9 protein-coding genes are annotated in these 11,784 nt (G+C 66.9%); 1 reads left to right on the forward strand and 8 read right to left on the reverse strand.

Annotated features, from left to right (window positions below; genetic code table 11):
- Positions 1–110: 110 nt before the first annotated feature.
- The 6 genes from AAFL97_RS18015 to xsc form a co-directional block, all read right to left on the reverse strand.
- Positions 111–1,550: an NAD(P)/FAD-dependent oxidoreductase gene (locus tag AAFL97_RS18015; RefSeq protein ID WP_341646082.1), complete on the reverse strand. Its 1,440-nt coding sequence runs from the start codon at positions 1,548–1,550 to the stop codon at positions 111–113.
- A 35-nt stretch (positions 1,551–1,585) separates the two neighbouring features.
- Complete coding sequence (locus AAFL97_RS18020; protein WP_341646083.1) at positions 1,586–1,972, reverse strand: nuclear transport factor 2 family protein; 387 nt, start codon at positions 1,970–1,972, stop codon at positions 1,586–1,588.
- A gap of 141 nt (positions 1,973–2,113) precedes the next feature.
- Positions 2,114–3,640, reverse strand: a complete 1,527-nt coding sequence (pdxR, locus tag AAFL97_RS18025; RefSeq protein ID WP_341646084.1) for a MocR-like pyridoxine biosynthesis transcription factor PdxR — start codon at positions 3,638–3,640, stop codon at positions 2,114–2,116.
- 136 nt (positions 3,641–3,776) lie between these two features.
- Entirely contained in the window at positions 3,777–4,577 is an 801-nt protein-coding gene (locus AAFL97_RS18030; RefSeq protein WP_341646085.1) for a thiazole synthase, read from the reverse strand.
- 40 nt (positions 4,578–4,617) lie between these two features.
- On the reverse strand, positions 4,618–5,652 hold the full coding sequence (locus AAFL97_RS18035) for a YeiH family protein (RefSeq protein WP_341646086.1): 1,035 nt from the start codon (positions 5,650–5,652) through the stop codon (positions 4,618–4,620).
- A 97-nt stretch (positions 5,653–5,749) separates the two neighbouring features.
- Entirely contained in the window at positions 5,750–7,573 is a 1,824-nt protein-coding gene (xsc, locus tag AAFL97_RS18040) for a sulfoacetaldehyde acetyltransferase (protein WP_341646087.1), read from the reverse strand.
- 255 nt (positions 7,574–7,828) lie between these two features.
- Here xsc and AAFL97_RS18045 point away from each other — a divergent pair, with 255 nt between their 5' ends.
- Positions 7,829–8,632, forward strand: a complete 804-nt coding sequence (locus tag AAFL97_RS18045; protein WP_341646088.1) for an IclR family transcriptional regulator — start codon at positions 7,829–7,831, stop codon at positions 8,630–8,632.
- A gap of 18 nt (positions 8,633–8,650) precedes the next feature.
- Here the strand turns inward: AAFL97_RS18045 and AAFL97_RS18050 are convergent, their stop codons facing one another.
- Together AAFL97_RS18050 and AAFL97_RS18055 are read right to left on the reverse strand one after the other, a co-directional pair.
- The gene (locus AAFL97_RS18050; protein ID WP_341646089.1) at positions 8,651–10,588 is read right to left on the reverse strand and encodes an LTA synthase family protein; all 1,938 of its coding nucleotides are present in this window, start codon (positions 10,586–10,588) and stop codon (positions 8,651–8,653) included.
- Between the two features lie 130 nt (positions 10,589–10,718).
- Positions 10,719–11,480 (reverse strand): sulfite exporter TauE/SafE family protein, encoded by a 762-nt coding sequence (locus AAFL97_RS18055; RefSeq protein ID WP_341646090.1) that lies wholly within the window; start codon positions 11,478–11,480, stop codon positions 10,719–10,721.
- Positions 11,481–11,784 lie beyond the last annotated feature (304 nt).

Consider the following 11,784-nt stretch of genomic DNA (forward strand, 5'->3'; position numbering starts at 1 on the left):
CGGGCCCTTGAAGCGGGCTTATAGGTTTGAAAAGGTGCTGCAGACACTGCTCACGCCATGCGGGCTCCGGGGCGCAGCGGACCCCTCGCGTCCCGTCTTTCTCCCTGTTTTCAGAGAACCTCGTCCTTCAGGTGATACCAGCGGTACAGCCACCACTGGCCGAAACGGCGGAAAGGCGCAAACATCTCGGCTTCGACCATTTCGCGCACGTTCGGGAAAGGCAGCCTGGACTTGAAGATCGGCAGCTCCAGCTCCCGGCCGCGGCCCGCGATCCATTGCGCCAGCCGGCGCCCGGCCTGGGCCGAATACATCACGCCGTTGCCGCCGTAGCCCAGCGCGTAGTAGATCGTCTGCGCCGGATCGGGCTGGTAGATGCGCGGCATCATGTCGTGGCTGACATCCACCCAGCCCCACCACGAGTAGTCGATCTGGATGCCTTCCAGCGCCGGGAACTTGCGGTGCAGGTCGCGGATCAGGAAGTCCTCGTACTTCTGCTGTGGCGCATCCTTGCCGCTGATGGCGCTGCGGCTGCCGATCTGCACGCGGTTGTCGGGCATCAGCCGGTAGTAGTGGCGCAGCACGCGCGTATCGGTGATGACCTGGGTGGTGCGGAAGTTGCACGCCTCGATCTCGGCCGCCGTCAGCGGACGCGTGACGATGGAGTTCGACAGGATCGGCAGCAGCCGGTTCTTCAGCTCCGGATGCAGGTTGTTCGAGGTGTAGCCGCCGGTGGCGATGCCCACCGCGCGGGCGCGCACGATGCCGCCCGGCGTGCGCAGGTGATGCACGCCGTTGCGCGTCTCCCAGCCCTGCACCGGGCTGGCCGGATGTACCGTGGCGCCCAGTGCGCGCGCCTTGCGGAGATAGCCGAAGGCGAGCTTGCCGGCGTGGATGCCGATGCCTTCCGGCTCGTGCATGGCGCCGCAGGCTTCCTTGTCGTCGACGTACTCGCGCTTGACCGTCTCGGCGTCGAGGATGCGGGCGTTGTAGCCGAAGGTCTCGCGCAGCAGGCGGGCTTCCTTCTCCAGCCCCGGCATCACCTTGTCGCGGTGGGCGATGTACAGGTGGCCGCCGGGCTGCGGATCGCAGTCGATGTCCTTGATCAGCTCCTTGAAGTTCTCCATGCCATCGAGGCATTCCTGGTGCATCTTCTTCGCCGTGTCCAGGCCCCAGCGCTGGATCCACTGCGAACGCTTCAGCCGTCCGGAAGCGCATTGCGCCTGGCCGCCGTTGCGCACGCTGCAGCCCCAGGCACTGCGGTTGGCTTCCAGCACCGTGGCCTTGATGCCGTACTCCTGGGCCAGGAAGATCGCCGTGGTCAGGCCGGTGAAGCCGGAGCCGATGATGGCGACGTCGACGTCGATGTCCTGGGTGATCGGGCCATCGTCCTCCGGTGGTTCGCCAGCGGTGCCGATCCAGTAGGTCGGCGCGTAGTCTCGCCCATGCCCGGGCGTGGGCGAGACCAGCGGGTCGTAGGCCGGATCGTAGGGTGCCGACGGCGCCGTGGCCCGCCCTGCTCCGCCAGATTGATTGAAGACTGCTGCATCCATGTTCGGACTCCGTATCGGTGGGGGCCGTATCCGAATCAGGCGGCGGCGACCGGCGGACGATCCTTGCGGTAGGCGTTCTTCACCGCGATCTTGCCGTTGTGGAAAGTGAAGACATCGACCATGCGCGCCTCGATCCGCGTGCCGTCGGCCTTGGTGCCGGAGAAGGTGGATTCGCTGACGCCGCGGTCGCCGACAATGAAGTGGTCGGCGTCGAGCCAGGCCGCATCCGGGAAGGTCTGCCAGGCGAGCTGGAAACCTTCGCGCACCGCGTCGCGGCCGACGAAGCTGCGGCCGAGCAGGTCGGGGCCGGCCACGGCATGGAAGGAGCAGTCGTCGGCCATGAAGCTCATCAAGGCGTCGATGTCGTGGCGGTTCCAGGCATCGCTGAAGGCTTGCAGGAACTCGACGGTAGGCTGGGTCATGGGGGTCTCCTTTATCTTGGCTCGTCTGTTGTCGGCCGCCGCCGGCGCCGGGCCGCAGCGGTGTCGAGGCTCAAGATTAGAAAACCGTCGAAGTGCTGCGTAGAACCAGTTGGCAACAATCGTTTGGGCCAGCGAGGCCGCTCAGGCCCGGCCGGCTGGCTCCAGGCGCTGGAAAGCCGTGGCGAGCCGGCGGATGCCGGGTTCGACGTCGCCGGCGGAGATGGACGAGAAACCCAGGCGGAAGCAGTTGGCCGGCGGCGAATCGACATTGAAGAACACGCTGCCCGGCTCGATCAGCACGCCCTCGGCCTCGGCTTCGCGCGCCAGCTCGGCGGCATCGAGCCAGGGCGGGCCTTCGACCCAGCAGGCCGAACCGCCCGACACCGGCCGGTAGCTGAACTCCGGCAGATGGCGGTCGAGCGCCTGCATCAGGCATGCCGCACGCTCGTGGTGCGCCGCCGACAGCCGGCGCAGCAGGGCATCGTGGTGGCCGAGCGACAGGAACAGCGCGAAGGCGCGCTGCATGAAGGCGGTCGGGTGGCGCAGGTTGAGGCGGCGGATGCCGCGTATCTCGCGGATCAGTTCGGCCGGGCCGACGATGTAGCCGATGCGCAGGCCGGGTGCGAGGCTCTTCGACAGGCTGCCGACGTAGATCACGCGGTCGTGCCGGTCCAGGCTCTTCAGCGCCGGCACCGGCTCGCCCTCGAACGGATTCTCGCTGTCGTAGTCGTCCTCGATCAGGACGAAGTCCGCCTCCTCGGCCATGTCCAGCAGGGCTTCGCGCCGCGCCACCGGCATCGTCACCGTGGTCGGGCACTGGTGGCTGGGCGTGACATAGACGTAGTCGCAGGTCCGCAGCAAGGCATTCGCGACCAGGCCGTCGGCATCGACGTCGAGGTCGACGATGCGCGAGCTGCGGCTGCTGAAGATGTTGCGCGCATCGGGATAGCCGGGATTCTCGATGCCCACCGGCGTGTCCGTGCCCACCAGCAGGTCGGCGAGCAGATAGAGCGCCTGCTGCGCGCCGACGGTGACGACGATCTCGTCGTCCGAGGCCCACACGCCGCGGCGCGGCAGCACGCGGGTGCGGATCTGGCGCACCAGCGATTCGTCGTCGCGCAGGATGCGGTCCTGCGCCCACTCGCCGATCTCCAGCGCGCTCAGCGTCTTCATGCAGCACTCGCGCCAGTCCGAGGTCGGGAACAGCGAGGGATCGAACTGGCCGTACAGGAAGGGATAGGGATAGCTCTGCCAGTCGGCGCGCTTGGCGATGTTGCGCTGCAGGGACGGGCGGAAGCGGAAGCGCCGGCCCCACTCCGGCGAGCGCGCACTCGGCGTGGGCGCCGTTTCGGCCGGCGGCGGCGTGGCGCCGGCGGGCTGCGCCCGCCCTTCGAGCATCGCCGGATTGACGAAATGCCCCTTGCGCTCGTGCGATACCAGATAGCCTTCGTCGGCCAGCTGCTGGTAGGCGATGACCACGGTGTTGCGGGCGACGCCCAGTTGCGCCGACAGTTCGCGGCTGGACGGTATCGGTGCATCGAGCGGCAGTTGGCCATCGAGGATGGCGCTCACCAGCATTTCCCGTATCTGCCCCTGCAAGCTCAAACCCGGAGACGTCGAACGCTGGAAGAACTGCTGCCACATCGTACCGGTCAGTTTGACGCTCATCGCCGGAATCATTCCTTTCGATCGTGTCCGGGCGCGGCCCAGCAAGGCTTGCTGCCGCCCCTCGGCAGGACGCTTTTACCCTGGGGCAAAAAAGAGGCGCGAGGGTATCACTCCCGGGAACGTTTGGGGTACGGGCTCAGGCCGCCCTGCCGAGCGGGGAAATCATGCCGGTGGCCGGCGACGATGCTTCCGCCATGTAGAGCTTGCGCGGCATGCGCCCGGCGAGGAAGGCCTCGCGCCCGGCGCGCACCGCATGGCGCATCGCGCCCGCCATCAGCACCGGATCGCGCGCATGGGCGATGGCGGAATTCATCAGCACCGCGTCACAGCCCAGTTCCATCGCGATCGCCGCATCCGAGGCCGTGCCGACGCCGGCATCGACCAGCACCGGCACCTTGGCCTTGTCGATGATCAGGCGCAGGTTCCACGGGTTCAGGATGCCCATGCCCGAGCCGATGATCGAGGCCAGCGGCATCACCGCGACGCAGCCGATGTCTTCCAGCATGCGGGCCTGGATCGGATCGTCCGAACAATAGACCATGACGTCGAAGCCTTCGTTCACCAGCGTCCGCGCCGCCTTCAGCGTCTCGGGCATGTTGGGGTAGAGGTTGCTCGGATCGCCCAGCACTTCGAGCTTGACCAGCGCGTGGCCATCGAGCAGTTCGCGCGCCAGGCGCAGCGTGCGCACCGCATCCTCGGCGGTGTAGCAGCCGGCGGTATTCGGCAGATAGGTGTAGCGCGACGGCGGCAGGTAGTCGAGCAGGCTCGGCTCGCCCGCGCTCTGGCCGATGTTGGTGCGGCGGATGGCGACGGTGACGATCTCCGCCCCGCTCGCCTCCATCGCCAGCCGCGTTTCGTCGAAATCCTTGTACTTGCCGGTACCCACCAGCAGGCGGGACGTGTAGGGCCTGCCGGCGATGATCAAGGGATCCTGCATGTCTGTCTCCTCTTTCTGCTTGTCGTGCCGGCCCGCGGACTCAGGCCGACAGCAGGCGCATCAGCATCACGACGGCCATCATGTAGAAGGCGATGAACAGGGTTTCGCTCGACAGCAGCGCGATCGGCTTCCAGCCCAGCGCGGCCAGCTTCTCGAACGAAGTCTTGACGCCCAGCGCGGAGATCGAGATCACCAGGCACCAGCGCGACACGTCCGAACTCACCTCGACCACCTGGGCCGGAATCCAGCCCAGGCTGTTGACCCCCACCAGCGCGGCGAAGGCGATCAGGAAGAAGGGCAGCAGCGGCGCCTTCTTGCCGCCGGCCGCCTGGGCGGACTGGGCGCGGAAGCCGAACGCGAGCACCATCACCACCGGCACCAGCATGGCGACGCGGAACATCTTCGCCAGCGTCGCCGCATCGCCGACCGCCGGCGAGATCATGAAGGCGGCGCCGACCACCTGGGCGACGTCGTGGATCGAGCCGCCGAGGAACATGCCGGCCTCGCCCACCGAAAGCCCGCCGGCGGACACCACCAGCGGATAGAGGATCATCGCCGCGGTCGAGAAAGTCGCCACGCCGATCGCCGTCAGCAGGGTGTAGTGCTCGTTCTCCTTGGTCTGCGGCAGCGTGGCGGAGATCGCCATCGCCGCCGAGATGCCGCAGATGCCGGTCGCGCCGCCCGAGATCAGGCCGAGCATGGAAGGCAGGCCGAGCATGCGCGCCATCAGCATGCCGAAGCCGATCGTCAGCACGACCGCGCCGGCCAGCGCGCCGACACCGGCCAGGCCGAGGTCGGCGACGTCGCTGAAGGCGATGCGCGCGCCCAGCAGCGCGACGCCGATGCGCACCAGCTTCTTCGCCGAGAACTCGATCCCGGGAATGCACTTGTCGTTGTCCGAGAGGAAATGGAAGGCGATGCCGAGCAGCAGCGCGTACAGGAATTTGGGGCCGCCGTAGTGGTCGGAGACGAAGGCGGCGGTGATCGCGATCACCGTGCACAGCATGAAGCCGGGCAGCAGCTTGCGCGCGTCGGCGAACATCGAGGCAGGCATGGCATTGGTCTGGGCGGTCATGATGCAAAGGCGCGCGAGCGCGCTCGTCCCTCTGTGCGTGGTCCGGGGAAAATACCCCGCCCTTTCGGGCGGGGCCTGTTTCACGGCGTGTTGCCGCTCAGACGTAGTCCTTGTACTTGTCGAGGAAGCGCACCGGCTTGGAGAGCGCATCACGACGGAACGGATCACCCAGCTCGCGCGTGCACATGATCTCGATGATCGTCGTCTTGCCGTGGTTCATCTGCAGGTCGATCGCCTTCTTCAGCGCCGGACCCACGTCCTCCAGCCGATCCACCGTGATCCCTTCCGCGCCCATCGCCCGCGCAATCTCCGCAAAGCTCTGGTTGTCCAGCTCGCCCGCGACGAAGCGACGGTTGTAGAAGTCCACCTGGTTCTTCTTCTCCGCGCCCCACTGCCGATTATGGAACACCACCGCCGTCACCGGGATGTTGTGACGCACGCAGGTCATCGTCTCCATCAGGCTCATGCCCCACGCACCGTCGCCCGCGTACGACACCGCCGGACGGTGCGGCGCCGCCACCTTCGCGCCGATGATCGTCGGGAACGCGTAGCCGCAGTTGCCGAAGCTCATCGCCGCAAAGAAGCTCCGCGGCTTCTCGAACCGAAGGTAGCTGTTGGCCACCGAGTTGATGTTGCCGATGTCCGTCGACACCATCACGTCTTCGGGCATCGCCTTTTCCAGCTCGCGCAGCACCTGGCGCGGGTGCAGGTATTCTCCGCCCGAGAACGGCTTTTCCTTCGCGTTCTCTTCGATCATGTCCAGGCTGAACGGGTCGCGCTCGTGCGTCCATTCGTCCAGCTCCTTTTCCCACGCCGCCTTCTCGGCCGCCACCTTGGCCGCGCGCTCGCCCTTGGTCGCGTCGCACTCGAGCGTGCGACCGGCCAGCCGCTGCGTCAGCGCCACCGCCGCCGCCTTGGCGTCGCCGCAGATCCCCACCGAGATCTTCTTCACCAGGCCCAGCATCTTGTTGTCCGCGTCGATCTGGATGATCTTCGCGTTCTTCGGCCAGTAGTCCATGCCGTGCTGCGGCAGCGTGCCGAACGGGCCCAGCCGCGAACCCAGCGCCACCACCACGTCGGCCTGGCTCATCAGCTTCATCGCCGCCTTCGAGCCCTGGTAGCCCAGCGGGCCGCACCACAGCGGGTGGCTCGCCGGGAACGAGTCGTTGTGCAGGTAGCTGTTGACCACCGGCGCCCCCAGACGCTCGGCCAACGCCTTGCATTCCTCGACCGCGTCGGCCATCACCACGCCGCCGCCCGAGATGATCACCGGGAACTTCGCCTTCGCCAGCAGCTCCGCCGCTTCGTTCAGGCTCTGCTCGCCGCCAGCGCCGCGCTCCAGACGCTGCGGCTTCGGAATCTCGCAGCTGATCTCGCCGTAGAAGTAGTCGCGCGGGATGTTCAGCTGCGTCGGGCCCATTTCGCTCATCGCACGGTCGAAGCAGCGCCCCGTGTACTCGGCCATCCGCGCCGGGTGCGTGACGTGGCCCTGGTACTTCAGGAACTCCTGGAACATCGGCAGCTGCTTGCATTCCTGGAACCCGCCCAGCCCCATCGTCATCGTCCCCGTCTCCGGCGTGATGATCACCACCGGGCTGTGCGCCCAGTACGCCGCGCCGATCGCCGTCACGCAGTTGCTGATCCCCGGGCCGTTCTGACCGATCACCACCCCGTGGCGGCCCGACACCCGCGAGTAGCCGTCGGCCATGTGGCCCGCGCCCTGCTCGTGCACCACCGGAATCAGACGGATCCCCGCCGGCGCGAAAATGTCCATCGCGTCCATGAACGCCGAACCCATGATCCCGAACATGTCGGTCACGCCGTTCGACACCAGCGTCTCCACGAACGCCTCCGACGGCGTCATCCGGGTCGGGCCGCTCGGGATACTGCGGCCATCGGAAAGGGTATGCGTCTCGGTCATCTCTAGCGTCTCCTCGATCTATTTATCAAACAAACGGAACAAAATGTTCCGATATCAGAAACTCAATCGAACTCTAGACAATGAAAAACGGCGAGTCAACAAAAAAATACAGAAAACGATACCAACCGTACCGATATTTATTGATCAGCGGTAAAACATGCTGCACAAGCCTCTGCCGAAGCGGGCATGCTGCGGTCTCGAGCCAAAAAACGGTACGATGCGTACCCTTTGATGGAACGGAATGAAGGCATCGACATGAACGAGCGTCCCGGACACGCCAGGCTCGACGGCGACACGCCGACGATGCGCCTGCTTGCGCTGCTTGAAGTGATCGCCGCGAAGGATCAACTGGTGACGCTGCAGGGGCTGGTCGAGGAGACCGGTTTGCCGAAACCGACCGTCCATCGGATGCTGCAGCAGCTCGAAGCGGCCGGCATGCTCCAGCGCGACAGCGACGGACGCCAGTACGGCACCGGCGCACGCCTGCGCCGCCTGGCCGAGAACCTGCTGCTCAACGACACGCTGCACGGCGCACGCCACACCGTGCTGCGCCAGCTCGTCGAGGAGATCGGCGAAAGCTGCAATCTCACCGCGCTGTCGGGCAGCGAAGTGCTCTACCTCGACCGGGTCGAGACGGCCGCCCCGCTACGCTTCTACCTGCACCCGGGATCGCGCGTCCCGGTCCATTGCTCGGCGAGCGGCAAGCTCTTCCTGGCGCAGATGAGCCCCGCTCAGCGCCGCCGCCTGCTGGCGCACGCCCCCTTGATGCAATACACGCCGCGCACGCTGGTGGAAATCGATGCGCTGGAAGCGGAAATCGAGCATGTCAGCCGCGTCGGCTACGCTTTCGACAACGAGGAATTCCTGCCCGGGCTGTTCTGCATCGCCATGCTGGTGCCCTCGTCCACCGGCCGCTCGAACATGGGGATCGCGATCCAGGCGCCGATCATGCGGATGACCGAGCACAACGCCCTCGACTCGTTGCCCGCGCTGCGGCGGGCAGTCGATGCCCTGGCCGCCATCGAGGCCGAAAACGCCGGCCTGCCCGCGCCGGCCTGAAGCGCCGGCGGGCCGCGATCACACGTCGTTGTCGCTGTCGGCCGCCAGCACATCGGACAGCAGCCCGCCGCCGATGTCGTCCAGCTCGAGTTCGACGGTCTGCAGCATGTCCGTACGCAGCGGCGTCCGCAAGGCATGCTGCGCGCCGCTGAAGATATCGCGCTCGAGCACCGCAACGGCCTCGACCCAGGCATTCGACGCTTCGCAGGCCGGCTTGTCCTCGCCCTGGCGGCAGACCGTCAGCGCCTTCCCCTCCAGCGTGAAATGCATGCCCGGCAGCGGCCGCACACGGATCTCGTCGTCGGCCTGGGCGACGAAGCGCAGCATGCTGTCGCGCTCGTCGCCGAGCAGATCCAGGATCAGCGCGGGCAAGGCATAGAGCGGCAGATCGCCGGTACGCACCGGGCCGCGGCGGCCGTCGATGACGACCAGCGGCGTGGCGACCAGCGTACGGAACATGGCGTCGTCGAACTCGCTGCGGCTGGCGGCGAGCAGGCCCGATTCGGCATAACCGCCGTGATTCCAGCCCAGCGACGGCAGATGGTCGCCGAACAGCACGATGATGGCCTCGGGGTCGCGCTCACGCAGTTCGCGCAGGAAGGCCATCAGCTCGCGCGACTTGTAGTAGACGGTATTGGCATACGCCGCCACCAGCTCGTTCTCGCTGCGGGCTTCGATGACCGGCGGACGCGCTTCGTTGAGCGGATAGTCGAGATGGCCGAAATAGGTCAGCACGTAGTTGAACAGCGGCTGGCCGTTCTCCAGATCCGGGCCGATGCGCTCCAGCACCTGGCGATAGAGCGAGGCGTCGCTGAGGAACTCGCGGTTCATGTCGTCGAGGACGAAATCGCGGTCGGACCAGTATTGCCCGAAGCCGAGCCGGCTGTAGGCGTTGATGCGGTTCCAGAACGGCGCGGAATTGGGATGGGAGGCGATGCTGCGGTAGCCCGCTTCGCCCAGATGGCGCGGCAGGCAAGGCACGTCGCGGCGCAAGCCGCCTTCGAAGAACACCGCGTCGGCCCGCACCGGGAAGCCGCACAAGGCCTCGAACTCGGCATTGGCGGTATAGCCGCCGAACACCGGCGACAGCGCCTTGGCATTGCCGGTGGCCTTCCACAGCTTGCGGAAAGCCGGGTCGAGCGGGTCGGCCGACAGGCCGGCCGCCTTCAGCGGCGTCGGATCCCAGAAGGATTCGAGCACGATCATGTGCACGTTGCGGCCGGCACCGCCGCTCGACTGCTGCGCCGCCTTGAAGAAACCGCTGGGCGGCTTGGCCCCCAGCCGAGCCAGCGCCTCATCGACTTCGTCGGCCTGCGGCGGCGGCAGGCGGCGCGACAGATTGCGTGCGGCCTCCTGGGCAAGGTGGATGGGCAGGCCGCGCATCTCGTAGTTGCCGCGCTGGTTCCACACCCAGTCGCCGAAACGGGCGTCCATCCAGCTCACGACCGGCGCCGGATGCCGCACCACCGCCATCACCGCCAGCACCACCCCGGCCAGCGCCAGCCAGGCCCGCGGCTGCCGCCAGGCGAACATCCACAGCAGGCCCGCCAGCGGCACCGCCAGCATGGCGACGCTGCCCCACAGCTGCCAGCCTTCGAGCAACAAAAAGAGATTCTTTGCGGCAATGAAATCGTCCGGCATCACCGGCCCGCCGAGCACCGCGAGCTTGATCGCGTTGGACACGGTGAAGGCCGAAAACACGATCGCCATCGCCAGCGCAAAGCGCTTCAGGCTGCGTGCCATCAGGAACAGCGCCGTCCCCGCCAGCAGATGGGCAAGCAGGTCGCGCAGCCAGGCATCCTGCGCCGGCGATACGCCGATGGCAAAGGCGATACCGGCCTGGGCAGCCAGGTACCATGCCACCACGATGCCCATCGCGCAGGCCCATTCGCGCAGCATCGCGAACGAACGGGCAGGCGGCGGCGTGATGGAATGGGACAGGGCGGAACGGGACACAGCGATACTCCCGGGCTGGATGGCCGGCAATAATACCGCTGTAACATCACGCCAGAACCGGAATCCGGCCCGCGCCTGCGGCGACGCAACACCTTCAATTGCGACAATGCATTACACGGCCGGGGCCCGTTCAAGCCACGATGCCGTCCCACAGCAGCTTCACCCCCGACAGGCCGAGCGCCAGCGTGGCGAACAGATAGAACGGCCGTTCGGGCACGCGGCGGATCAGCCGCAGGCCGAGCCACACGCCCACCGGCACCAGCGGCAGCAGCATGGCCGACATCAGCAGGGTGTCGCGGGAAAACAGCCCGATCGACAGATAAAAAGGCAGCTTGGCCAGGTTGATGACGGTGAAGAAAAACACCGAGGTGGCGACGAAGCTTTCCTTGGGCAAGCGGCGGCCGAGCAGGTAGGCCATGATCGGCGGCCCGCCGGCATGGGCCAGCGTGCTGGTGAAGCCCGAGCCGGCGCCGCACAACCAGGCGAAGCCGCGCGAACTGGGGCGCGCGCCGTCCCCGCCCGCCTTGCCGCCGCGCAGCAGGCGGTCGGCGGTGAAACCGATCGCGATCAGCCCCAGCACGATCTTGACCATGCGATCCGACAGCACGCCGAAAGCCAGCGTGCCAAGACCGATGCCGAGCAGTGCGGCGGGGATCAGCATGCGCAGATCGCCCCAGTCCGCTTTGCCGCGCCATGCGCGGATGCCGGCCATGTCCATGACGATCAGGATCGGCAACACCACCGCCACCGCATCCCGCGGCGAGATCCACATCGACATGAAAGGCACGGCCAGACCACCGAGCGCGCCGCCCAGCCCGGCTTTCGAGATGCCGGTGAGCAGGATCGCGATCGCGGTGACGATCCAGCCGGCAGCGTCCATGCCCATGTTCATGCCTGTACCGCCCCCAAAAAAGCAGCGAGGCGGTCCGCAGACCGCCTCGCAATCACAGATGAGCGCCGAATCTTAGCGCGGCAGCAGGCTTTCGCCCATCAGGAAGCCGCCGACAACAGGCATGCACCGCCGGCCTTCGCGCCTTGCGGGCCAGCCGGCCCGCAATCGTCAACTCCCCCGCGGGCGATTCCGTCACCGCGGCAACAGGCTTTCGCCCATCAAAAACTCGTCGACAGCACGCGCGCACTGACGGCCTTCGCGCCTTGCGGGCCAGCCGGCCCGCAATCGTCAACTCCCCCTGCGG

Origin of the sequence: Thauera sp. SDU_THAU2 (assembly GCF_038260575.1) — a bacterium.
Lineage (GTDB): Bacteria > Pseudomonadota > Gammaproteobacteria > Burkholderiales > Rhodocyclaceae > Thauera.

What these genes read in the sequence shown, in the direction of transcription:
- AAFL97_RS18045 (WP_341646088.1), top strand. Translation starts at nt 7,829, where the DNA reads ATGAACGAGCGTCCCGGACACGCCAGGCTCGACGGCGACACGCCGACG.
- AAFL97_RS18030 (WP_341646085.1), bottom strand. Translation starts at nt 4,577, where the DNA reads ATGCAGGATCCCTTGATCATCGCCGGCAGGCCCTACACGTCCCGCCTG.
- AAFL97_RS18015 (WP_341646082.1), bottom strand. Translation starts at nt 1,550, where the DNA reads ATGGATGCAGCAGTCTTCAATCAATCTGGCGGAGCAGGGCGGGCCACG.
- xsc (WP_341646087.1), bottom strand. Translation starts at nt 7,573, where the DNA reads ATGACCGAGACGCATACCCTTTCCGATGGCCGCAGTATCCCGAGCGGC.
- AAFL97_RS18055 (WP_341646090.1), bottom strand. Translation starts at nt 11,480, where the DNA reads ATGAACATGGGCATGGACGCTGCCGGCTGGATCGTCACCGCGATCGCG.
- AAFL97_RS18035 (WP_341646086.1), bottom strand. Translation starts at nt 5,652, where the DNA reads ATGACCGCCCAGACCAATGCCATGCCTGCCTCGATGTTCGCCGACGCG.
- AAFL97_RS18020 (WP_341646083.1), bottom strand. Translation starts at nt 1,972, where the DNA reads ATGACCCAGCCTACCGTCGAGTTCCTGCAAGCCTTCAGCGATGCCTGG.
- pdxR (WP_341646084.1), bottom strand. Translation starts at nt 3,640, where the DNA reads ATGAGCGTCAAACTGACCGGTACGATGTGGCAGCAGTTCTTCCAGCGT.